16 protein-coding genes are annotated in these 23,250 nt (G+C 64.5%); 10 read left to right on the forward strand and 6 right to left on the reverse strand.

Translation table 11 applies throughout. The features are described 5' to 3' along the window. Window positions 1-136 precede the first annotated feature (136 nt). The 8 genes from ASE88_RS01355 (at window position 137) to ASE88_RS01390 (ending at window position 14,665) form a co-directional block, all read left to right on the forward strand. Window positions 137-3,001, forward strand: coding sequence for a DUF2339 domain-containing protein (locus ASE88_RS01355; protein WP_056474474.1), 2,865 nt, complete (start codon window positions 137-139; stop codon window positions 2,999-3,001). Beyond that, complete coding sequence (locus ASE88_RS01360) at window positions 2,998-4,356, forward strand: DUF3999 family protein (RefSeq protein ID WP_082466036.1); 1,359 nt, start codon at window positions 2,998-3,000, stop codon at window positions 4,354-4,356. Before ASE88_RS01355 ends, ASE88_RS01360 begins: the two co-directional genes overlap by 4 nt. 82 nt (window positions 4,357-4,438) lie before the next feature. Further along, window positions 4,439-5,164: an NUDIX hydrolase gene (locus ASE88_RS01365; protein WP_056474481.1), complete on the forward strand. Its 726-nt coding sequence runs from the start codon at window positions 4,439-4,441 to the stop codon at window positions 5,162-5,164. 24 nt (window positions 5,165-5,188) lie between these two features. Next, window positions 5,189-6,172 (forward strand): SPFH domain-containing protein, encoded by a 984-nt coding sequence (locus tag ASE88_RS01370; RefSeq protein WP_055880329.1) that lies wholly within the window; start codon window positions 5,189-5,191, stop codon window positions 6,170-6,172. Window positions 6,173-6,176: 4 nt separating this feature from the next. Further along, window positions 6,177-7,070 (forward strand): NAD(+)/NADH kinase, encoded by an 894-nt coding sequence (locus tag ASE88_RS01375; protein ID WP_056474951.1) that lies wholly within the window; start codon window positions 6,177-6,179, stop codon window positions 7,068-7,070. Window positions 7,071-7,721: 651 nt separating this feature from the next. After that, entirely contained in the window at window positions 7,722-8,633 is a 912-nt protein-coding gene (locus tag ASE88_RS01380) for an ABC transporter ATP-binding protein (RefSeq protein WP_056474483.1), read from the forward strand. Between the two features lie 5 nt (window positions 8,634-8,638). Continuing rightward, on the forward strand, window positions 8,639-12,229 hold the full coding sequence (locus ASE88_RS01385) for an ABC transporter permease/M1 family aminopeptidase (RefSeq protein WP_056474485.1): 3,591 nt from the start codon (window positions 8,639-8,641) through the stop codon (window positions 12,227-12,229). Between the two features lie 393 nt (window positions 12,230-12,622). Beyond that, on the forward strand, window positions 12,623-14,665 hold the full coding sequence (locus ASE88_RS01390) for an alpha/beta fold hydrolase (RefSeq protein ID WP_056474487.1): 2,043 nt from the start codon (window positions 12,623-12,625) through the stop codon (window positions 14,663-14,665). Window positions 14,666-14,802: 137 nt separating this feature from the next. Here ASE88_RS01390 and ASE88_RS01395 read toward each other — a convergent pair whose 3' ends face one another. The 6 genes from ASE88_RS01395 to ASE88_RS01420 are packed head-to-tail and all read right to left on the reverse strand — an operon-like array spanning window position 14,803 to window position 21,783. Next, entirely contained in the window at window positions 14,803-15,735 is a 933-nt protein-coding gene (locus ASE88_RS01395) for a glycosyltransferase family 2 protein (RefSeq protein ID WP_056474489.1), read from the reverse strand. Then, the gene (locus ASE88_RS01400) at window positions 15,732-16,745 is read right to left on the reverse strand and encodes a polysaccharide pyruvyl transferase family protein (protein ID WP_414893244.1); all 1,014 of its coding nucleotides are present in this window, start codon (window positions 16,743-16,745) and stop codon (window positions 15,732-15,734) included. The genes ASE88_RS01395 and ASE88_RS01400 overlap by 4 nt, the downstream gene beginning before the upstream one ends. Then, window positions 16,670-17,731 (reverse strand): glycosyltransferase, encoded by a 1,062-nt coding sequence (locus ASE88_RS01405; RefSeq protein ID WP_056474497.1) that lies wholly within the window; start codon window positions 17,729-17,731, stop codon window positions 16,670-16,672. Before ASE88_RS01405 ends, ASE88_RS01400 begins: the two co-directional genes overlap by 76 nt. Next, window positions 17,728-18,633 (reverse strand): glycosyltransferase, encoded by a 906-nt coding sequence (locus tag ASE88_RS01410; protein WP_056474501.1) that lies wholly within the window; start codon window positions 18,631-18,633, stop codon window positions 17,728-17,730. Before ASE88_RS01410 ends, ASE88_RS01405 begins: the two co-directional genes overlap by 4 nt. Window positions 18,634-18,637: 4 nt before the next feature. After that, window positions 18,638-19,777, reverse strand: coding sequence for a hypothetical protein (locus ASE88_RS01415; RefSeq protein ID WP_056474504.1), 1,140 nt, complete (start codon window positions 19,775-19,777; stop codon window positions 18,638-18,640). Beyond that, window positions 19,774-21,783 carry an HAD-IIB family hydrolase gene (locus ASE88_RS01420; RefSeq protein WP_056474509.1) on the reverse strand — a complete coding sequence of 670 codons (2,010 nt, stop codon included), beginning with the start codon at window positions 21,781-21,783 and terminating at the stop codon, window positions 19,774-19,776. Before ASE88_RS01420 ends, ASE88_RS01415 begins: the two co-directional genes overlap by 4 nt. 326 nt (window positions 21,784-22,109) lie before the next feature. On the opposite strand from ASE88_RS01420, the gene ASE88_RS01425 reads away from it, so the two are divergent. Both ASE88_RS01425 and ASE88_RS01430 read left to right on the forward strand, forming a co-directional pair. Further along, window positions 22,110-22,331 carry a hypothetical protein gene (locus ASE88_RS01425; RefSeq protein ID WP_156348358.1) on the forward strand — a complete coding sequence of 74 codons (222 nt, stop codon included), beginning with the start codon at window positions 22,110-22,112 and terminating at the stop codon, window positions 22,329-22,331. 335 nt (window positions 22,332-22,666) lie between these two features. Further along, the gene (locus ASE88_RS01430) at window positions 22,667-23,113 is read left to right on the forward strand and encodes a ferritin-like domain-containing protein (RefSeq protein ID WP_056474513.1); all 447 of its coding nucleotides are present in this window, start codon (window positions 22,667-22,669) and stop codon (window positions 23,111-23,113) included. Window positions 23,114-23,250 lie beyond the last annotated feature (137 nt).

Below are 23,250 nucleotides of genomic sequence, written 5' to 3' on the forward strand. Positions count from 1 at the left end.
CTTGGACTACGCAAGTTTGCAAAGATGTGATCCACACAGCATCTGTCGCCAATGCGCGATCGCCCTCGACCCGTCGGTTTAGGTGCGCCATGTACACGCCAAGCTTGGCGGGAATGCCGCAGGGGGACGCGTAGGAATGATCGTCTGGGCAGGGATTGTCGGCGCGTTGATCGGCTGGCTCTTCGCCGATCTTGAAACGTACGGACTCGTGATCGGGGGGCTGATCGGCCTCGTCGTCGGCGTCGGATTACGACACAGCGTCCGTACAGAAGTGGCGCGAGCGACGCGCGCACTGCAGGACCAGATCGACAGCCTGACCGCACGCGGCCCATCCGAGAGGGGACGATCGGCGGCACCGGCGCCACCCGTAACCGACGTCGGCCTGTCATCGACAGCGCGCGCCGCCGCCGATGAACCCACACCCAGCCCCTGGGCGACGCCGCCACCCTCCCCGATCGGCGCGACCTTGCGGCGCAATCCGGCGTTTGCAACACCCGCAGGGCCGGCAGAACCGAGCGTTGTCGGAGCGATCATAACGCCTGTCATGACCGCAGCGAAAAACTGGCTATTCGGTGGCAACACGATCGTTCGCGTCGGCCTGATCATCCTGTTCGTCGGGCTATCGTTCCTCGCGCGCTATGCGGCGTCGGCCGGACTGTTCCCGATCGAGCTGCGTCTGGCGTTGGTCGTCGCAGTCGGCATCGCCCTGCTCGCGGTCGGCTTCCGTACGCGAGAGAGACGCCCCGGCTTCGGCCTGGCGCTGCAAGGCGGCGGGATCGCAACGATCTATCTGGCCCTGTTCGCCGCAGCAAAGCTGTATGCCCTGTTTCCGATCATGGCCGCGTTCGTGCTGATGATCGTGGTTTGCGCGCTCGGTTGCACGCTGGCGCTGTTGCAGCGGTCGCAAGCGCTCGCGGTCACCGCGTTCGCGGGGGGCTTTGCGGTGCCGCTGTTGCTCGCGGGCGGTGGTGGCAGCATCGCCGTGGTGTTCGTCTATTATACCATTCTCAATCTAGCGATCCTGGTCATCGCCCAGCGACAGGCGTGGCGCGTCCTCAACCTGCTCGGCTTTTTCGCCACATTCGGCGTGGCGACGCTGTGGGGCACGACACGCTACCAGCCGACCGACTTCGTCGCCGCGCAGGGCTTCCTGATCGCATCGGTGCTGATCTACGTCGCAACCGCGGTTCTCTATGCTCGGGCGACGCCGGGGCGGCTCGGCAATATGGTCGATACCACCTTGCTCTTTGGACCGGCGCTGGCGGGCTTCGGGCTGGAGGTCGGGTTGGTCCACGATCGCCCCTTCGGCAGCGCGTTCGCCGCGATCGGCTTTGCGGCGCTGTACCTGGGCGTGGCAGCCTGGACGATGCGGTATCGTCGCGAGACGTTCCGCGTGATGAACGAGACGATGCTGGCGATCGGCATCGGTTTCGTCACGCTGGCGGTGCCGCTGGCGCTCGGCGCACGCTGGACGTCCGCCGCTTGGGCGCTCGAAGGTGCAGGTGCATTCTGGGTCGGCCTGCGACAGGCGCGCTGGATGCCGCGGCTGTTCGGGATCCTGCTCTTACTCGTGGCGGCGCTGATCTACCTTGGCGGGCTGTCCGACACCGTCTCCGCCATCCCGCTCGCCAATCCAGGCTTCATCGGCGCGATGCTGATCGCGCTGGCCGGGCTGGCGACCGCGTGGTGGCTGCGCGAACCACTGCCGCACAGCCGGTCGCGGTGGGCAAACGCCTATGCGCGATACGAGACGACGATGGCGGCACCGGCGTTCGTGTTCGGCTTCTTCTTCTGGTTCCTGGCATGGTTCGCCGACATCACGCGCATGACCCCGCCGCGCGCCGCCGGTCTGCGAATCGCGCCGGCGTTCGATCCCGGACTGCAACCGCTGCTGATGCTGCTCGCCTTTGTCGGCAGCGCATGGGCGGCGCAGTATGCCGGGCGGCGCTGGCGCTGGCCGGTCGCAACCCGGCCCAGCTACACCAGTCTGATGGCGTTGGTGCTGACGTTCATCGTCACGGCCGGCCAAGGCCACCATGTCCTGCAGATGCCCGACGGCTTGCTGTGGACCGCCGCGATCCTGCTGCACCTGCGGATGCTGTACCGCAACGACCAGGATCAGACGGCGACCGAGTTGCGCGCAGTGCTCGGCGTCATCCATGTCGGCGGGGTGTGGTTTGCGACCGCGATGCTCGCGGACGGCCTGTGGTTGGCGATCGAGACCGCGCGGCTGTGGAACACCGCCTGGGCGCAAGTCACGCTGCTCTTCGCCACCGTGGCGGTGCTGGTGGCGCTGACGATGTGGGCGGGTCGCACGCTGCACACCGCGGCGGCGCAGGACGATGCGATGGGCGGGCGGCGGTGGCCGCTTGATCGGCATGCTCAGGCCTATGGCTGGTACGCGGCGGTCCCGATCGCGGCGCTGGTCTATCTCGGCGCACTGCTGACGGCGGTGATCTCGTCGGGCAATGCGGCGCCCCTGCCCTATCTGCCGCTGCTCAACCCGGTCGATCTGACGCTGGGGTTGTCGCTCGCCGCGCTCGAGCTGTGGCGGCGTACCATTGTGGCGGCGGTGCCGATGCCGCCGGGATCCGCCGCTTTGCGCGACACCGGGATGCTTGCCGCGCTGGCAGGGCTGGCCTTCGTCATGGTCAACACGGTCTGGCTGCGGTTCACGCATCAGATGCTCGGGATCTCGTGGAGCGGCGATGCGCTGCTCGACAGCGTGGTCGTACAGACCGGGCTGGCGATCCTGTGGACGTCGCTCGCACTGGCGTTGATGGTGCTGGCGTCCCGCCGGGCACAGCGCAGCCTGTGGCTGGTGGGCGCCGGACTGCTTGCGCTGACCGTGATCAAGTTGCTGCTCGTCGATCTGAACGCCGCGGGCGGCGGTGCAAGGATCATCACGTTCATCGTGGTCGGCGTCCTGATGCTGGTCGTCGGCTATCTCGCGCCGCTGCCGCCCAAGGCGACGCCTATCGACGACAGGGTCGTGGCATGAGGAGCGTCCTTAGGCGTGCCGGCCTTGCACTGGCGACGGGTGTACTTATCGCCGCGGCCCCGGCTGGCTCCGACGACGATCCACGGGCCTATGCGCGCCACGTGCCGATCGTCATCGCGCCCGGTTCGACCGTGCAGCGACTGGCGATGCCCGCCGCGGTGCTCGCCGCATCGAGGACCGCGAACCTGTCCGATGTCAGGGTCTTCGATGCCACCGGCCGGCCGATGCCGATCGCCCGCATCGCGTCCGCCGCGGGCCTCGCGAAGCGTTACGACGTGCCCGCGCTTCCGATTCTCGGCGCCGCCGATGCGCTGACAGTAACCGGCGTTTCCCTCCGCCTCGACGGCGCCGGCACCGCCCGCGTCGCACAAATCGACGGCAAGCTATCAGGTCGCCCTGCGGAGGCGATCACACTCGGCGTGCTGCTCGACACCCGCGCAGTGGCGGGACGTGCAGACATGCTGATGCTCGACGCAGACGTGCCGCGCGCGCAGCCGGTGACCTTCACCGTCGAAGCGAGCGCCGATCTCAAGGATTGGCGACCGCTTGGCACAGCGGTCGTTTACCGAACCGCTGGCAACGCCGTGGGTCCGCTGAAGCTTGGCGGCGCAGTGCTGGACGACGACTATCTCCGCATCACATGGCGCGCAGCGTCGCGGCTGCTATCGCCGGTATCGATACGAAAGGCGGCGCTGGTCATGCATCCGGCCGCCGCGACCAGCGTGTCGATCGCTGCGTCGCTGCCAGCGCTGACCGACGCCCACGCGGTCGAATTCGAATGGCCCTCCGCAAATGCGTTCGACACGATCCAGATCGTCCCGACCGGCAACGACATGATCCTGCCCGTGCACGTCTTTGGTCGCGACGACCGTGAACAGCCCTGGACGCCCATCGGATCCGGGACGGCCGTACGCGCAGGCGCCGGGCCAACCTCGCCCCCGGGTATCGCGCTGGACGGGCGACGGTATCGCACGGTACGGATTGAAGCAGATCCGCGATCCCCCGGCTTCACCGCTCCGCCCGCCATCAGGTTGGGATTTTCGCCGCGCGCGATCCTGTTCCTTTCCGCCGGCAAGCCGCCCTACATCCTGACAAGCGGCCGAGCGAATGCGCCAGATATCTACCTGCCGGCCGAAGCCATCATGAGCCAGGCGTCCGGCGACACCGTACCGTCAGCCACGGCCACCGCTGCACAGACGGTGCTGCGGCTTGCACCGGTGAGCGATGAGGCCGCAGTCCGGCGCCAGACCCTGCTGTGGAGTGTTCTCTTGGCAGCGACGGCACTGCTCGCCGCAATGGCTTGGGTGCTCTGGAGGCGCAGTGTCGCGACGCAAACAGGCGATAGCAATCCGTAGAGGCACCGCCCCACCTAATGCGGGGTTGACATATATCCGCCTTGCGTCTTAGTAAGGTGCATCCTGAATATATGGGTGTGGCATGAGCGAGCATGAATTCCTGCAAGGCTATGATCCCTCGGCCTATGAACGGCCATCGGTTGCGGTCGACCTCGTTCTGATGAGCGTGATCGACGGCGCGCCTGCTGCGCTATTGGTGCGGCGTGAGGACCATCCGCACCTCGGCCGATGGGCGCTACCCGGTGGCTTCGTGGCGATCGACGAGAGCCTCGACGATGCCGCGCGCCGCCTGCTCGCCGACAAGGCACGGATGAAGGATGCGTATGTCGAACAGCTCTACACGTTCGGCGCAGTGAATCGCGATCCCCGAACCCGGATCATCAGCGTCGCCTATTTCGCGTTGCTCCCGTCGCCGGACTTCGCCGCTGCCCTGAAGGCAGAACCGGAACTGGCGCTGGCCGAGCTGATCGTACCATGGCGTGGCGAAGTCGGCGGACCGGTGGAGGCGTGCTCGACTGACGGCGAAACGCTGCCGCTCGCGTTCGACCATGCCGACATGCTCGGGCTGGCGATGCTGCGGCTGCGCGGCAAGCTCGATTATTCCGGCGTGGCGTTCGCGCTGCTGCCCGAGCGCTTCACCTTGCGCGCCCTTCAGGACGTGCATGAGGCCATCCTGGGGACGAAGCTCAACAAGCCGGCGTTTCGCCGTCGCATGCTCGACCGCGGCTGGCTGGAGCCGACCGGCGAGCGCGAAAGCGGCGCGTCCTTCCGCCCCGCCGAACTCTATCGCCACCGCACCGGCGCCTGACCAGACAGCACAAGGAGAACGATCATGGCATCGATCAAGAACATCGGCTTAATTGCGCAACTACGCAGCGACGCCAGCAACCACGTCATCCGCTATCGCAGCGGCAAGGTCCGGCAGAGCGGGCGCGGGCTGGTCTTCTGGTTCCGCCCCGAGACCGCCAGCATCGCCGAGCTGCCGATGGACGACCGCGAGATGGCGCTGTTCGTCAAAGGCCGCAGCCAGGATTTCCAGACGGTCGCGATCCAGGGCACGCTGACCTGGCACGTCGTCGATCCCGAGCTGCTCGCCGCCCGCGTCGACTTCAGCCTCGGCCTCGTCACCGGCGCCTACAAGAGCGAGCCGATCCAGCGCATCGAGACGCGGCTTGCCGGCCTCGTCAATCAGGCGGCGCTGCAATATCTGGCGCAGGCCCCGGTACGCGCACTGCTCGACGGCGGCCCCGAGCCGCTGCGTCATCAGCTCGAGGCGATCCTGGCCGGGGATCCCGCGCTCGGTGAGATCGGTATCGCGGTGACGGCGGTGCGGCTCACCAATCTCGCGCCCTCCAGCGAACTGGAGCGCGCACTCCAGACACCAACCTTCGAGGGGTTGCAGCAAAAGGCCGACCAAGCGACCTTCGAGCGGCGCGCGTTGGCGGTGGAGAAGGAGCGTGCGATCGCCGAAAACGAACTCGGCAACAAGACCGAGCTTGCCCGGCGCGAAATGCTGCTGATCACGCAGGAGGCGGAGAATGCCCGCAACCGCGCCACCGGCCATGCCGAGGCACAGCAGATCGAAGCCGCCGCCGAGGCGGAGCGGATCCGCACGGTCGAGAGCGCCAAGGCCGAGACCGAGCAGGCGCGGATGACGATCTACCGCGACCTGCCGCCGTCGGTGATGCTGGGCCTGGCCGCGCGCGAGCTGGCGGGCAAGCTCGATACGATTGAGCATCTCAACATCACGCCCGACCTGCTGGCCACGGTGCTTGGCGAGTTCCGCCGCGACGCGCCTGCGCTGCCGCGAGGCTGATCGCATGTCGAGCAATGCCCCACGCGCGGTCTTCGTCACCCGCGAGACCGATTACGAGCTGCTGCTCGCGCGCCACGCCACGCGCGGGCAGGCCAGGTTCTTCCTAGAGACGCGCGGGCAGGACATCGACATGCTGGAGGATCGTCACCGCCAGTTGCATGCCACGCTCCGCGCCGGGCGCGCCGCGGTGCCGGGCGATTGGCGGCAGGCCGAGGTCAGGCGCGCCGACCTCGACCGGTTCCTGTTCGGTCCCGAGGACGTGATCGTCGTCGTCGGCCAGGATGGGCTCGTCGCCAACGTCGCGAAATACCTCGACGGCCAGCCGGTGCTGGGGCTCAACCCCGCGCCAGACCTGTATGACGGCGTATTGGTGCGCGTGCCGCTTGCCCGCCTGGGCGGGCTGCTCCCGGCGAGCGTCGCGGGCGCGGCGCCGACCGAGCGGCGGACGATGGTCGAGGCGCAGCTTGACAGCGGCGAACGCCTGCTCGCACTCAACGAGGTATTCGTCGGCCATCACAGTCACCAGTCCGCGCGCTATCACATCGCTTGCGATGACCGGGCCGAGGACCATTCGTCGAGCGGGCTGATCGTTGCCTCGGGGACCGGCGCGACCGGTTGGGCACGGTCTATCATGGAAGCGACGCACGAAGCGCTATCGCTCGATCCGCAGGAACGCGCCGTCGCGTTCTTCGTGCGCGAGCCGTTTCCCAGCATCGCCACCGGGACGAGTCTGCGCGCCGGCAAGCTTGCGACCGCGCCGCTCGGCGTAACCTCGCGAATGAACGATGGCGGCGTGATCTTCGCCGACGGCATCGAACAGGATTTCCTCGCCTTCGACTGGGGCCGCAACGTCAAGATCGGCCCCGCCGCCCAGACGCTCAACCTGGTTACCGGCTGAGAAACACGGACCGGCCCATTCTCGATAGTCCAGCCTCACGTTGTGCCGCCGACATGCGCACCATGGACCGTCTGAACTACAGGTGAGCGTACAGACCGGCAAACAGGATGGAGCGCGGTACCAGCATCCCCAACGTCGGTCATATGTTCCCGTCATCCCTTATCCCGAACAGGCAGCCACCGTCGTGATCACGGCGATGACACGTCCCGTGGTCCTTCGACGGTCCATCGGTGCCGTTACCCGTATCAAATCTTTCGGCAATAAAGGCGGCCGCCTTCACTTGATCAGGCCGATCAGAAGCGACGGCAGTCATCCCGTAAGGATCGCTCGCCCGCCCCCATTGCTCGAAGGAGCAAGCTGCGGCGATGCTTCGCGACATGCCCTGCCTCGCTTGGACCGAGAGCGCCACCGTGCCCGCCAATATGGTGCAGACTTGCCTTCCCCGTAAATCCCGGACAGTTCGAGAGCAGCATCAATCAGAAAGCGTGTCAGCTCAAAGCGTTCTGATATGCGTCCGCCCGCAAACCGCTTTAATGATGACGTCGTTAACCATTGAGTTCCTGGGGATCCACGTCTGCGCGACGCTAAACGAGGTTTACCTGCTTTACACCGGCAATACACCTGATAGCTTATCCTGACGGGGGATGAACGATGCTCGAACTTACCAATGTCACACATGTGTATGCCAACGGCACGCGGGCGCTCGACGATGTGTCGCTAAGCGTACCTAACGGAATGTTCGGGCTGCTCGGCCCAAACGGTGCCGGCAAATCAACGCTGATGCGGACCATTGCCACGTTGCAAACGCCGACAGCCGGTAAAATTCGTTTTGGCGACATCGACGTGATCGCGAACCCCGAAGCGCTGCGTGAAACGCTCGGCTATCTTCCCCAAGATTTTGGCGTGTACCCGCGCGTATCGGCGTATGACATGCTCGATCACATGGCGGTGCTAAAGGGCATTGCCTCGACACGCGAGCGTAAGGAAACGGTCGAGACGCTGCTCAACCAAACCAATCTGTGGAGCGTGCGCAAAAAAGCGATTGCAGGTTTTTCGGGCGGCATGCGCCAACGCTTCGGAATCGCACAGGCGCTGATCGGCAACCCCGCGCTGATCATCGTCGACGAACCAACTGCTGGCCTCGATCCCGAGGAGCGCAACCGGTTTCTCAACCTCTTGGCGGAGATCGGTGAGAATGTCGTCGTGATCCTGTCGACTCACATCGTCGAGGATGTTGCCGACCTGTGTCCGCGGATGGCCGTCCTGGCGGCGGGTCGGATCCAGCTCGAGGGCGCCCCCCTGGACCTTATCGAGCGGACTCGCGGCAACGTCTGGGCCAAGACGATTGGCCGCGATGAGCTCGATGAAAGCCGGCAGCGTCACGAGGTGATTTCGACACGCTTGTTTGCCGGCCGGACGATCATCCACATCCTGTCCCCGGACGATCCAGGCGATGGCTTTGCGGCCGCGCGCGGTGGCTTGGAAGACGTGTATTTCTCCACGCTTGCGCGGTCACGACGCGTGCCGGCGGCGGACGCCCCTTCCGCCTCGATCGGGGCCTGAGCGCAATGTTCGGCCAGATCGCGCGCTTCGAACTCCGCTATCAGTTGCGCAATCCAGTCTTCTGGACGGTCGCGATCCTGTTCTTCCTTCTGACCTTCGGGTCGATGACGATCGATCAGATCAAGATTGGCAGCGGCGCCAACATTCACAGGAACGCGCCGATGGCGATCGCGCAGATCCACCAGATCATGTCGATTTTCTTCATGTTCGTGACGACCGCGTTCGTCGCCAACGTAATCGTGCGTGACGACGAGAGCGGGTTCGGGCCCATGGTACGATCGACCCGGGTGGCCAAGTTCGACTATCTGATGGCGCGCTTCCTCGGTGCGTTCGTGGCGGCGGCGCTGGCGTTTGCCGCGGTTCCGCTGGCGATCTGGCTCGGTTCGCTGATGCCGTGGGTCGATCCCGAGACGCTCGGGCCGAACCGGCTGGGCGACTTCGCCTATGCGTATTTTCTGCTGGCATTGCCCAACGTCTTTCTGACCTCTGCAATCTTCTTCGCGGTAGCGACGATGACGCGATCGATGATGTATTCCTATCTCGGCGTCGTCGTGTTCCTGATGCTGTATCTGGCGATGACCTCGATCCTGCGCGCCAAGCCGGAATGGCGGCTGACAGGCAGCTATTTCGAGCTGTTCGGGATCAGCGCATTCAGCGGCACGACACGGTATTGGACCGCGAGCGAGGCAAATGCCGGGATGCCTGCCTTTTTCGGCGTGCTGTTGTGGAACCGCGTGATTGCGATCGGCGCCGGGGTGGTGGCCATGGCGGTCGCCTACGCACGCTTCTCGTTTGCCGAACGCGGCGTGTCCAAGCGCAGGTTGCGCAGGCAAATGCGTGCTACCTCGAAGCTGGCGGCGACAATGCCGCTTATCGTCCCGCGTCTGCCGGCAGCCCGGCCGAACGAGGCAAATTGCACGCGGATGATCGCGCGGTGCCAGTTCGAAATGGCATTGGTGTTCCGTAGCCCCGCCTTCGTCGTGTTGCTGCTGATCGGGCTTTTCAACACGTTGGGCGGGATGCTGTTCGCCAACGAGATGTACGGTGCGCCGATCCGCCAGCTCACGTTCGCGGTGATCGCCACGCTGGAGGGTACGTTCAGCATCGTCCCGCTGATCATCGCGATCTATTATTCCGGCGAACTGGTCTGGCGCGATCGAGAACGCGGCATGCACGAAATCGTCGACGCGACCTCGCTGCCGAACTGGGCGTATCTGGTGCCCAAGGTGCTCGCCATCACCGGCGTCCTGTTCGCGACTGCGGTGACAGCGGCGCTGACCGCGTGCATCGTCCAGCTCGCGCGCGGGCAGACCGACCTCGCGCTTGGTCATTATCTTGCCTGGTGGGTCCTGCCGATGACGGCGGACGCGGTTATCCTGGCGGTCCTGGCCGTGTTCGTGCAGGCTTTGAGCCCGAACAAGTATATCGGCTGGGCGATCATGGTCGTCTATCTCGTCGGCACGATCACGCTGACCAACATGGGCTTCGAACACCCGCTCTATCAATATGGCAGCACCGGCACGGTCGAGCTTTCGGACATGAACGGCGCGCAGATCGGTGGACCGCGCGCGTGGTGGCTCAGACTCTATTGGGGATCAATCGCGCTGGCGCTTTGCGTGTTCGCGCACCTGCTCTGGCGGCGTGGCACGGAAACACGGCTCGGGGTTCGTCTCGCCCAGGTTCCACGCCGGTTGATCGGGGCGCCGGGCGCCGTGCTCGCTGGTGCGTTGATCGCGACTACGGCGAGCGGTGCGTATCTGTATCACGACATGAACGTCATCAACCGCTATCGCACCACGCAGGAGGGCGAGGCCCGGCTGGCCGCCTATGAGAAGAAATATCTCAAATATGCGACGCTGAAACAACCATCGGTCACCGACATGCGGCTGACAGTCGCGCTCTACCCCGACCAGCGGCGCATGGAGACGAGCGGGACCTATGTCTTCGTCAACGATACCGGCGCGCCGTTATCCGACCTGCACGTCCGCCTGATGAACGACCAGACCCGGCTGGGTAAAATCGTCATCCCCGGCGCTCGGCTGGTGATGGACGACAGCGATCTTCACTACCGCATATATCGGTTCCGGACGCCGCTCGCGCCAGGCGCACGCGGCACGATGGCGTTCGAGGCGACGCGCTGGCAGCGTGGGCTGGTCGCCAACAACGACGATACCCGCGTTGTCGGCAACGGGACGTTCCTGCAAAACGACGAATTCGCGCCGCAGTTCGGCATGAGCCAGAACGGCCTGCTGAAAGATCGCGCCAAGCGGCGCAAATACGGCCTGTCGCCAGAACTGCGCCCTGCCAAGCTGGAGGATCGTTCGGCCGAGGCGCGCAACCTGATCAACAACGCGTCGTGGGTCCGATCGGACATCACCGTCTCGACGATCGCCAGCCAGGTCCCGGTGGCGCCGGGCCGAAAGATCGCCGACACGATAGCGGGCGGGCGCAGGACCGCGCGGTTCGTCTCGCGGGCACCAATTCTCGCTTTCTTCTCGGTCCAGTCCGCTGCCTATGCCGAACGTTCGCGGACCGTCGACGGCACGCTCCTGACGGTCTTCTACGATCCGCAACACGCCTTCAACGTCGATCGCATGCTTGACGCGATGCAGCGCTCGCTTGCCTATTACCGTGCCAATTTCGGGCCTTATCAGTTCGACTATGCGCGGATTCTCGAATTTCCGGGCTATGCCAGCTACGCGCAGGCTTTCGCCGGGACGATCCCCTATTCGGAACGTATCGGCTTCGTGGCGGACACGCGTAATCCCGACAGGATCGATTATGTCAGCTACGTCACCGCGCATGAATTGGGGCATCAATATTGGGGCCATCAATTGGTCAGCGCCGACATGCAGGGCGGATCGATGCTGGTCGAAACCATGGCGCAGTATTCCGCGCTGATGGTGATGAAGCACCAATATGGCGACGACAAGATCCGCCGTTTTCTCAAATACGAACTCGACAGCTACCTGCGGTCGCGCGGCGGCGACGTGGTCGAGGAGGTGCCGCTCGATCGGGTCGAGAACCAGGGCTACATTCATTACCGCAAGGGGTCGCTGGTCATGTACCTGTTGCAGGATCGTTTGGGGGAAGCGCGCGTCAACGCCATGCTGCGCGGTCTGCTTGCCCGCTATCGCTTCAAGGGAAGGCCCTATCCGCGTTCGCTCGAGCTCGTCGCTGGCTTCCTCTCTCTGGCCCGCACCCCCGCGGAACGCCGGCTCGTGCTCGATCTGCTGGATCGCATCACGGTGTACGACCTGAAGGCTACCGGTGCGACCACGCGCAAGCTGCCGAACGGCAATTTCGAGACTCTGCTGACGATCGACGCTGCCAAATTCTATGCGAACGGCACCGGCGTCGAGAAAGCGGCGCCGCTTGCCGACATGATCGACGTCGGCGTCTTCGACCGACGTCCCGACCTCGGCAGCTTCGCCGCGCAGGACGTGATATCGAAGGAACGTCGACCGATCATCTCGGGCATACAGACGATCCGGATCGTGACCCGCAAGAAGCCGGGCTTTGCCGGGGTCGATCCCTACAACATGTATGTGGACCGTAACGGTGACGACAATGTCGTAGCCGTTTCGCGGCACTGAAACGGCGACGCCTATCTCATGCCGCTACGCCGCCGCAGCCAAGCTCCAAAATCCCGGCTGCCAAGGACCCGCGGTCTCGGCCAGGTATCGAGCCCCGGTACGCCCGCGGCCTTACCTGAAAGACCCTTTTCCACACTCCGGACGGCGTCCCCATGCCCAAACTCCGGCCATTCGTTCAGTTTGGTTCCGCGCTAGGCCTTCGCCTGCTTCGTGGCGTTTCGGCCTGCGACGTCTGCGGCCCTGTTGGTCTGATCATGCACGCCAATACCGGCGTTCGGCGAGGTCCACAGATGACCAGCTCGAGTATTAATTCAAATCAATCAACTATTTGACGATGGAACGACGGCGGGGCGATTTGGTTTGGGACCGTATTCACCATAATGGTCACCGCCCATGCCTGCACTTCGAACCCAGCATCTCATCATCGACTATGCCGATCACGGCACCCCATCCGATCCGCCCGTCCTGCTGATTCACGGCTGGCCTGACGATATGTCAAGCTGGGACGCGGTAATCCCATCGCTGGTCGCTGCAGGATTGCGCGTGATCGTGCCATCGCTGCGCGGCTTCGGCGCGACGCGCTTCGCCAGCGACCGCGAACCGCGCACCGGTAACAGTGCGATCCTGGCGATCGACGCGATCGCCCTGATGGATGGGCTCGGGATCGATCGCTTCATGGTCGCGGGCCATGACTGGGGTTCTAACACAGCCGAGGCGATCGCGGTCGGATGGCCCGACCGCGTCGAACGCATGGCGATGCTCGCCACCCCGCCGCGCCTCGGCGGCATGCCGACCCCGCCGTTCGAGCAGGCGCAGCGGCAATGGTACCACTGGTTCATGGCGACCGCGCGTGGCGCACGCGCCGTGCGCGACGATGCCAAGGGCTTCGCGCATATCCACTGGGTCAATTGGTCGCCGCCGGGCTGGTTCGACGAGGCGACGTTCGCGCAGGTCGCGCGTTCGTTCGAGAACCCCGACTGGGCCGACGTCACGCTCCATAGTTATCGTGCGCGCTGGGACGAGGCGGAGCCCGATCCGCGCAGCATATGGCTCGAGAACAAGGTCAAGGCGACCGCGACGCTGTCGGTGCCGACGATCTACATCCAAGGCGCCGAGGACGGCGTGAACCCGCCCAGCGCGGCCGAGGCCGTGCCGAGCAAGTTTACCGGCCCGTTCGCCTTCGTGACGCTTACAGGCGTCGGCCATTTCCCGCAGCGCGAGAACCCGCGCGCGGTTGCGCAACATTTGATCCAGCTTTTCACGGGCGACCCCACGACACTCGCCGACACCACCGACCGGAGCCCCACCATGACCAAAGCCAAGCCCTTCCTCGCCGGCGCCGCCGCGATCGGCGTTATCTCCGCCGCCGCGATTGGTATCGCGCAAGCGCAGAGCCGGCCCCTGACCGCCAGCAGCGGCCTGACGCAGGTCGCCGAATTCGACCATCAGGCGACCGGCGTCGCGGTCACCGCGGACGGACGCCGTTTTGTCAACTTCCCGCGCTGGACCGACGACGCGCCGATTTCGGTCGCCGAAGTGCAGAAGGACGGCAGCCTCAAGCCCTATCCCGACGCCAAATGGAACAGCTGGCGTAACGCACGCGCGACTGAACTGCCGGTCGGCGACTATTTCGTCTGTGTCCAGTCGATCGTCCCCGATGGCCACGGGAATTTGTGGGTGCTCGACCCCGGCGCACCGGGCAACGAGAAGATCATCGAGGGCGCGCCCAAGCTGGTCAAGATCGACCTCAAGACCAACCGCGTAAACAAGGTCATCAAGGTGCCGCTCGATGTCGCGCTTCAGGGCACCTATCTCAACGACATCCGCTTCTCGCCCGACGGCAAGACCGGCTACATCACCGACAGCGGCACGCGCGGCGCGATCATCGTCATCGATCTCGAGAGTGGAAAGGGCTTCCGTGCGCTCGACGGCCATGGCTCGACCCAGATCGACAAGGCGGTGACGGTCGTCACCGACGGCAAGCCGCTCGTCCGCCCCGACGGTCGCCAGCCGGCCTTCGCCGCGGACGGGATCGCCATATCGAACGACGGCAAGACGCTCTACTATCAGGCGCTGACCGGCAAGACGCTGTATTCGATCGACACCGCACTGCTGCGCGAGGGCGTCGGCGAGGCGGACCGGGCGGCGGGCGTGAAGACCGTTGCGCAGACGCATGTCGCCGACGGCTTGTGGATGAGCAAGGCGGGGACGCTCTACATCACCTCTCCCACCAATGACGGCATCTCGCGCCTTGTCGGCAACCGCACCGAACCGGTACTGACCGACCGCCGCCTGCGCTGGCCCGATACGTTTTCCGAAGGGCCGGATGGCCGCATATACGTCACCGCAAGCCACATCCAGGACACCAACTGGTTTAAGCCCGGTGCGCCCGCGTCGATCAGGACGCAGCTGTTTTCGTTCGCGCCGGTACGGTGAACTCCGACGGGGTGCGCCGATACCGCGCCCCGTCGAGCGATATTCAGAACGAGACAATTACCCTGTTACAGACGGGTGGGTGGAGATGGCAGCATGAGATCGGTGTGGCAGCGCGGAGCCGCCGATCGAACGCGTCGTTATCGACCAATTTCAGCGAGCTGATCTTGCCGGGAAACACGCGAGCCCTTGCCCGTGCCGACATAGGCGAGAAATCCCGCCATCTTGTGGCGTAGGCGGAACAGATAGAAATAGCGGATGCCCGCGCACGGGGTAACCGGAGTGGTAAAGTCCTTCATCACATTTCGCAGATCGCCTGCAATGATGGCTCCGATGCGGGCAATATGGCGAACGTGTTTCGCGTATAGCGCGCCGTCTCCAAAACTATAACCTGCGAGCAGCGTCACGACCTCTTTGGGACAGCGTCGCCCGTGGTGGTGGTCGACGGTAAAGCGGGGGTCGTACCGGACCGGAATACCCTGCCTCAATGCACGAAACAGATAATCCGTATCCTCCGCCGACACGAATGGCGCGCCGGCACCGAACCGTTCGTCGAAGGGGCCGATGCGGGCGATCGCGTCGGCCGTCATGGCGAGGTTAGCGCCCATGACGAAACCACCGGGAAAACCATCGGTCGGGGCAATCATCGGATGATCTTCCAGCTTCACCGTAACCGGCAGATCGGCGGGATCTCCCAGCAGGATGCGTCCGCCGATTATTGCCGGCCCGGTCACTTCGGCGAAACACGTCGCGAGCTGGTGAAAATAATCGGCGTGGAGGACGCAATCGTCATCGGTCATTGCGATGATCCGGCCGCTCACATGCACCAACCCGGTATTGCGCGCCCGGGCCAGACCTGGGCGCGGTTCGTGGAGCAAGCGAACACCAAAGGACCGGTCGGCACCCCATGCCTCCAGCCGGTCGGCGGTATCGTCGGTGGATCCGTTATCGACGATCAGGATCTCGATCGTGAGATCGGCTACGGTGCCAATCGCGCACTCGATGGAGGCGAGCGTCGCGGCGAGCGTCGCGGCACGGTTACGTGTACATAGTAACAGACTGATGTCGGTCATGCGCGCAGACCGAGATGCGCGATTGCCTCCCTGGCCGATGAGGCCGTGCGCACGCCGACGCAGGTCCCCGTCCAGCAGTCGATATAGGCGGAAATCTTGCCGTAGTCATTGTCCAAGGCCACGTGGGGAATGTCGAGCAAGGTTGCGAGGATATGCGCATGTAGCCGGTCGGTCACGATCGTCCGCCCGCGTGACAGGAGGCGCAGGCCGCGTTTGAGGCGCGCGGTGGCGATGCCGTCATAGGCCTGCGCTTTCGTGTGGCCCGTGGTATCGGGCAGCGTTTCGTCGTCGAGCCAGTCTATGCTCACCGCACCCGGCATATCCGTCAAGGCCGATCGGTCTTCGGGACGGCGCTCTTCGTCGGTGCGCATAAGCATCATGACGTCGCAATCCGGAGCCGAGCGTGACTGCGGCCCCAGCGCGAACGCTGAGTCGGGTGCAAGATCGGTCGCGCAGGGCAGATGCCGGGCTGCAAAATCCCGGCTCTGCCGGTCCCGGACGTAGAGGTGAAAATCGGGATGATCCGCGACGATAGCCGCGAACGGCGCAATCCGGCCGGCGTGGCGAAAATGGATCGACTGCGGCAGTTGCACGATCGGTCGATCGCGAATGGTGCGCAGAATGGATTCGCGGAACGCCTGATGGTGCGGCCAGATATCCCCGAGGTTACCGCCGCCGTGCAGGAAGAGCACGCCGTCCGGACACGCGCGCCGGAACGCCGCCTCGTCGAAATCCGCCCAGGTCGAGACATACTCCGGCTCCCGCCCGGTCACCGTGCGCAGCATTCGGGCCTCGCCCAGCCATATGGCGCTGTCGCCGACATTGGCATGATCAGGGAAGTCGACCAGCGCATACGTACTGCCGGGCCCGACATGGCGACGGTAGAGCCTGTCGAGCGCGCCATGCTGCTTTGTGATAGCATCTGCCATGCCAATCATGCGGCTACGGCCTGGACTTCGGCATACAGCGCCTCGCACGCGTCGAGCCAGCGGTCTCGGGTGAACAGGCATTCGACGCGCCGACGGGCAGTATGGCGCGGGATCGCCATCGCCTCGCGGATCGTGTCGGCCAATGCAGCGACGTCGTTCGCGGGAGCGAAGCGGCCCCCCTCGCCGATCACCTCGCGCGCGGCCCCCATGTCGAATGCGGCAACGGGCAGGCCGCAGGCCATCGCCTCGATCGCAACGAGGCCGAACGGCTCGTCCCAGCACGGCGTGAAGACGAACACGGAGGCACGGCCCATCTCGGCAGCCAGTGCTGCCCCGTCCAGATGTCCGCCATAGCGGATATCCCCGCCGAGCAGCGGCTCGACCTGCGCAGCCCAATAATCAGGGTCCTCGATCTGTCCGAACAGCGTCAGCGGAACGCCGGCCATGCGCGCGGCCTCGACCGCGAAATGCGTACCCTTGTTTGGCGTGATCCGACCGCACCACACCGCACTGTCGTCACCCGACGCGACGTACGGCCACGCCGCCAAGTCGATGCCGTTGTGCAGCACGGACGCCCGGCCCGGCGCACCGTCGGGCCACCATGCCGCCATCTGCCGCCCCGACGTAACCGTCAGGTGATGGCCCGGCGTCGCGCTTGCCTTTACGAACCAGTGGAGCGCGTCATAGGGCGGGACGTGCAGCGAGGTGACCGTCGGCACCTGTGCGGTGCGGCGCGGCTCAATTGGAAAGCGGTGCAGACTGTTGTTGTGCACCACGTCGAAGCCACCGGCCGCGATCCGGTCGCACGCCGCTGAATAGCCGGCGTCGAGATGCGCGATCAGCGGCGCCGATCCGCGGTGCTCCGCCCAAGGAAAGGTGCGCTCGTAATGCTCGGCCACGACGGGATCGATCGTGAAGCGCGGATCGCTGTCCCCCGCTGCGAACAGCACCACGTCATGTCCGCGCGCGATCAGTCCGTCCGCGAGATACCAGCTATGCGATTCCATGCCGCCCATGAACGGCTGCGCGATCCGCTGGCGGACATGCGCCAGCAGCGCGATTCTCATGCCGCGACCCGCGCTTCGAGAATGCGGATGACCGTAGCGGTGTTGGCATAGGGTTGGTGGCTCTGTTGCCCGGTCAGCGCGAGGTCATCGCTATCGGGACGACGCAGGATGCGGATCGGCCGACCCGGTGCGTGGTCGACCAGCCCCATCAGCGCGAAGGCATGCAGCCAATGCCCCATGGTGCGATAGCCCCATTTGGCTTCGAACACTTCGGCATTGCGCACCACGCTGTCGAGGTGATGGACGGGTGGCATGTGGTGCGGATGATATTGATGATAGGCGAGGCCGCCCTTGATCCACGCAATCGGAATACCGGCCTGATCGATCGTCTTGCCGTAATCGGTATCCTCGCCGCCATAGCCGACATAGCGCTCGTCGAACCCGCCGCTGTCGATGAACGTCGCGCGGCGCATGGCAAAGTTTAGCGACCAGAAACACCGATAATCGGTGCAGATCTGGATACCCTCGGCGGGTGGTCCCTGCCGGTCGGAATGGCGCACCGCGATGGCTTCAAACGCGTCATACGACCACGCCGCCTGTGTGGCGCCGCCCGGCAGGTACATCACCTCCCCCATCAACAATCCGTCTAACTCGTCCAGCCGGCGCGCGTAATCGGCAATCAGCGTGGGGGTGGGAATGCAGTCCATGTCGAGGAAGACGATCGTGTCGCCGGTCGCAGCGCGCGCCGCCGCGTTGCGGGCAGCGGCAAGCGCCAGTTCGGGCGTCGCCATCATCATCTGGCGCACCGGAAACGGTGCGTCGGGCAGGACGTAGGGCTCGGTCTGCAGGACGGCAACGATCAGCTCGACGGGCAATTGCGTCTGACGACCAAGTCCGAGCACCAGATTATGCAGATGGTCCGGGCGTCCCCCGGCGAGCGTGACAACGGAAACGGCATTCATACGGTCAGGCTCCGGTGAGATCGGGAGATGAAATGATGGTTGGGGCGGACGTCCACAGCTTTGCAGCCAGCCCTTCGAGCCAAGCTGCGACATCGTCCGCCGGGGTATCGTCGATCATCGCGCGCTGCGCATCGGGGCGATGCGTCGCGATGGTTTCGGCCAGCGCGGCTTTCCAGGCATCGGCAGACGAGGGCAGATGCGGGCGTACGCAGGCGACCCCCGCGGCAGCCAGCGCGCCGGCCTTGCGATGCTGTTCGTCGAAGTACCGCCATTCGGGGATCGCCAGCCAAGGCCGCGCGGCGGCCAGAATCTGCTGGCAAGTAGTATTACCGGTCGAGGCGATGACGGTATCCGCCGCAGCCACGTAATCGGCTGGATTGTCGATCCAGCCGCGATGCTCGATATTTGACGGCTCGGTCGCGTGCCAGTCGCGCTGGACGGGGCCGATGCTAATCCACCGCGCATCCGGCCTTGCCCGTGCACCGACGCCAAGCGGCGCCTGGCCGAAACCGTCTCCACCCCCGCCCGACAGGACCAGGATCATCTCTTCATCCGCGCCGACGCCGATGCGCTGGCGGGCCAGTTCGCGCTCCGGCACGCGTGTGTCGACGCCGAGTCCACCGGCGAAACAGGTCTTGGCCAGCATCGCCGCGTCCCATTCGGGCTGGGCAAGCCCGGCGTGGAACGCGGCGAGCAGACCGGCCGCCCCATCATAGGCCGCGCGGTGACCCTGATCGCCGCGGTCGCCGTGCTGCACGATTTTCACATGCGGGACGCTGCAGATCCGGGCGAGTTGCGCGATCTCGGCAGAGACGTCGCAGATCATCAAGGCGGGGTTCGCGGTATCGAACCACCCCGCGATCGTCGCCATCGCGTGGCGGATCCCCGGCCAACCGAGCGGCGCGCAGTGCAGCGTTGCGGGCGTCGCGATATCATCCATCGTCCCAGCCTCATCCCCCACCGGTTCGAACAGCGAGGGGATACGGACGATATCGACATGCGCGGGCAGCGCAGGAAAGATATCATCGCGTGCACAGAAGATCGTCAGCGGTCGCGTCACCGGCAGCGCATTGGCGATCGCTGCGCAGCGTTCGGCATGGCCGCGTCCCTGATGATGGACGAAATAGCCGAAAGGCTGCGTCATGCCGCAACCGCAGCACGATGGGTCAGGCCGAGCAGGTCCAACCCTTCCATCACGCCCGCCGCGTGACTTGACCGAACGCGGTGAAGACCAGCGCGCGGCGTCAGCTCAGCCAGTTCATCGCTGGCATTGGCGACAACGATGGCATGCCCGCACGCTTCCAGCATATCGGCGTCATTGCCGCTGTCGCCGGCAGCGACGCACTGGCGCAGCGACAGGCCCCGCCGTCCTGCATAGGCGCCGATGGCGGCTGCCTTGCCCCCCATCGGCGCGACCACGTCGATCAGGCGACCATGCGAGAAGATTACGCGTGCGCCTAGCCCCGACGCCAGCAGCGTTTCGCGGATCCGCACGGCATCGGCGTCGGTGCCAAAAAAGCTGAGCTTGTGGGGACCGTCCGTTTCCACCGGCTGTGGTTCGATGCGCAGCGGGGCGAGGGACCGGGCAACGGCCTCCCGGTCCCAGTGTGTGTCCAGCATCGCGTCGTATTCGGGGCAGATCTGCCAGTGCCCTGCGGGGTCAGCGATCATAAGCCGCGTACCGACATCGACGATATAGGCGTCCGGGTCGGGCAACTGCCATTCCCGCAGCACTGCGCGGGCCGCATCGAACGACCGACCAGTGGCAATGACGAAAGGCAGCGCACTGTGCGCACGCCACTCCGCGAACGCGCGCGCGCCGTCTGCACAGCCGGTCAGCGTATTATCGATGTCACACGCGAGCAAAGCGGGCTGGATAGTGCCGATCGACGAATAAACGGCGACGCTGGCGCTCGCATAGCGCGCCCAGTCATAGGCGCCGACCCGCGCCAGCGCGGCCTTGCTCAAGCGCGTGTGCAGCACGGCGTCACCGACGATCTTCAGGCAGGCCTGTGCGATCGCATCGTAGTCGCGCGGATCGACGATGAGCCCGTGGCCGATCGTGTCGACGATCTCGCCCGGACCGCCATTTCTGGTTGCGACGACCGGCACGCCCATCGCGGCCGCCTCGATCAGGGTCAGGCCGAACGGCTCGTGCAGTGCGGGATTGACGAAGACGCCGCCCTTCGCTGCTCGGGCATAGAGCGCCGATACATCGTCGGCATCGTGCGCGGGTGGCAGGGCGACACGGCCACGCAGTATGGGGTCCGTACACAGCGTTCGCATCTCAGCCAACACGGCCCGTTCCTCCGGCGAACACGGCCTATCATGCTGGCCCGCAAGGATCACCAGGTTCGCCCGTTCCCGCAGCGCCGGCACCAGCGCAAAAGCCCGGATCAGCGCGGCGAGATTCTTCTTCATTACCGGTCGCGCAATAGTCAGGATGATCGGCTTTTCCGGCACGTCCAACCATTCGCCAAGTCGATCCGCCAGCGTCGTCGCCCCATGTGGCAAGGAGCGTTGTGGTACGCCAGGAGGCAGACAGTGGATACGATCGTCGACGTCGACGCCGTACGCGATGAGCTGCCGCTCGGCTTCATCGCGGCTGGACACGATGATCGCATCCGCCTCTACGATGGCGTGACGCTCGGCATCAATCCGCGCGCGGGCATCCTCCCCGGCACATCCCTGCGCTCGCTTATCTATGCCAAGTGCATGAGGCGTATAGACGACCGGGATACCGAACCGCCGCCGTGCCTCGCATGCGACCATCGTCGCATCCGCGAAATGCGCATGGATGACATCGGGTTTTTGTGCCAATCCATCAATATGACGGCAAAACGCATCGGTAAACGCAACAACCTCCGCAGCCAGCGCCTCTTTTTCCAGATATCGACGGTCCGCTGTCGCGATGCGGTCAATAGTAACCTTGCTATTTAAGCGCTCTCTTCGGGTTCCGTGAATTGGCGAAAGTCCGACATCTTCAAAAAGGCGCGTAACGATCGATACCCGGCTCACATTACTCTCGCCGCCTTGAGCAAGCGCGGCTTCGATTACATAGGCAATATGGCCACCGGTGTCCGCCGTAATTCCAAATGTGACAGGCGGCGCGCGAAGGCATCCTCCCAGTGCGATATGCAGGATGAACAAGGCGGCTCCGTTTGTTTTGCACCCATAACGACCAACCTCGTCCACGGATCCAGAAGATAATCGAGATCCTGGCAACATGGGTTGTTCGCATCGTGATTTGTCTAACTGCGCACTATCAGTTCAGTGCATTTGCGCTGAGCGTCTCCGCTCGCAAGTTGACGTGGATTAGGACGATTTATTCGACCCAAACCCCTCACATCGGCCCGGCCGCCAAAGTTGGGGAGATGCGGGCAAGCGTTGCCAAGTGCCTACGTTTGCAGAAATCCTTGGCGACGTGCGCGGGCGTCGCGTAAGCGGTACGCCGCAACCGGCAGCGAAAGACACAGATGACCGCGACTATCATTACCCCAAGCGGCCCCGGCGCAATGGAGGCCGGCCTCGTACTTGACGAGGAAGGCGGCCGCTTCGTCGTGCTGACGTTCAAGGAGCCCAAGGGCGAGCCGACGCTGGTGACGTTCACGGTTCCGGTCTTCCAGAATTATGTCGAGCATCTAGTTCGTACGGCGAAGGCGGCCAACGAGGATGCTAACTGGGGCATCCCCGGCTAACCTGGGTGGACCTGATATCAGACGGCAGCCCTGCGGAACTTCGTCCATGTCGGTATCGAGTTCGTCGACAGAAGTACGCGCGATCGGCCAGCGATCGCCTCCACGCTGCAGGCCCCACCAACGGCCCTTCGTCTACTCTTGCTCAATCCGGACGTTCAAGAACGTCTTGTTGCTCGATCACGAATGCCCGCCTTGCTGCACGCGCATGGCACGGCCCGACTCACCGGCAGGGCGTTGTCGAAGAGGGAGATGCCGACGCGGCATAGGTGCAAACATTCGGCATGGGTCCTTTTCGGCAGGGGATCGTTGTGCAAGCTCCTCTACCGGAGACTTCCATGACCGATAACAACGACGTGTCCGTCCTAAACGGCCTTATCAAGACCACGCTCGACAGCATGAAGGGCTACGAGGACGCCGCCAAGGATGCAGAGAGCACTCAATATGCGACCATGTTCGCAGACTTCGCCCGGGATCGTGCAAAGGTCGCAGCCGACCTGCAAAACGAGGTCCGCAGGCTCGGCGGCGAACCGGAACTCGATTCCAGCATGCTCGCTGCTGCGCACCGTACGTTCATGGACCTAAAGCAGGTGATTACGGGCAAGGACGACAAGGCGATCATTCAGGAAGTCGAGCGCGGCGAGGATCATATCAAGGCAAAGTTCGAAGATGCGATGAAGGACGCCAATCTGGCGCCCGCAACGCTCGAAGCGATTTCCACTGGCTTCGCATCCGTACGCGAGGGTCATGACAAGATGAGCGCTTTGAAGCATAGCGTCGCATAACATGATACAGGGCGGCGCCCCCTCGCCGCCCTGTTTTCGTCGAGAACTTTCTGCCGTATTAATTAACAGTTGATCACCCTCCCTTATCCCAAGCTCGGCCCTTCAGTCATCGCGACATCGATATCAGGTGTGCGTTC

It is taken from the genome of Sphingomonas sp. Leaf38 (genome assembly GCF_001421825.1).
Taxonomy (GTDB): Bacteria; Pseudomonadota; Alphaproteobacteria; order Sphingomonadales; family Sphingomonadaceae; genus Sphingomonas.

Excerpts from the sequence above, each read along its gene's own strand:
- ASE88_RS01355 (WP_056474474.1), top strand. The coding sequence starts at position 137 with ATGATCGTCTGGGCAGGGATTGTCGGCGCGTTGATCGGCTGGCTCTTC.
- ASE88_RS01360 (WP_082466036.1), top strand. The coding sequence starts at position 2,998 with ATGAGGAGCGTCCTTAGGCGTGCCGGCCTTGCACTGGCGACGGGTGTA.
- ASE88_RS01365 (WP_056474481.1), top strand. The coding sequence starts at position 4,439 with ATGAGCGAGCATGAATTCCTGCAAGGCTATGATCCCTCGGCCTATGAA.
- ASE88_RS01370 (WP_055880329.1), top strand. The coding sequence starts at position 5,189 with ATGGCATCGATCAAGAACATCGGCTTAATTGCGCAACTACGCAGCGAC.
- ASE88_RS01375 (WP_056474951.1), top strand. The coding sequence starts at position 6,177 with ATGTCGAGCAATGCCCCACGCGCGGTCTTCGTCACCCGCGAGACCGAT.
- ASE88_RS01380 (WP_056474483.1), top strand. The coding sequence starts at position 7,722 with ATGCTCGAACTTACCAATGTCACACATGTGTATGCCAACGGCACGCGG.
- ASE88_RS01385 (WP_056474485.1), top strand. The coding sequence starts at position 8,639 with ATGTTCGGCCAGATCGCGCGCTTCGAACTCCGCTATCAGTTGCGCAAT.
- ASE88_RS01390 (WP_056474487.1), top strand. The coding sequence starts at position 12,623 with ATGCCTGCACTTCGAACCCAGCATCTCATCATCGACTATGCCGATCAC.
- ASE88_RS01395 (WP_056474489.1), bottom strand. The coding sequence starts at position 15,735 with ATGACCGACATCAGTCTGTTACTATGTACACGTAACCGTGCCGCGACG.
- ASE88_RS01400 (WP_414893244.1), bottom strand. The coding sequence starts at position 16,745 with ATGCCTGTTCACCCGAGACCGCTGGCTCGACGCGTGCGAGGCGCTGTA.
- ASE88_RS01405 (WP_056474497.1), bottom strand. The coding sequence starts at position 17,731 with ATGAGAATCGCGCTGCTGGCGCATGTCCGCCAGCGGATCGCGCAGCCG.
- ASE88_RS01410 (WP_056474501.1), bottom strand. The coding sequence starts at position 18,633 with ATGAATGCCGTTTCCGTTGTCACGCTCGCCGGGGGACGCCCGGACCAT.
- ASE88_RS01415 (WP_056474504.1), bottom strand. The coding sequence starts at position 19,777 with ATGACGCAGCCTTTCGGCTATTTCGTCCATCATCAGGGACGCGGCCAT.
- ASE88_RS01425 (WP_156348358.1), top strand. The coding sequence starts at position 22,110 with ATGACCGCGACTATCATTACCCCAAGCGGCCCCGGCGCAATGGAGGCC.
- ASE88_RS01430 (WP_056474513.1), top strand. The coding sequence starts at position 22,667 with ATGACCGATAACAACGACGTGTCCGTCCTAAACGGCCTTATCAAGACC.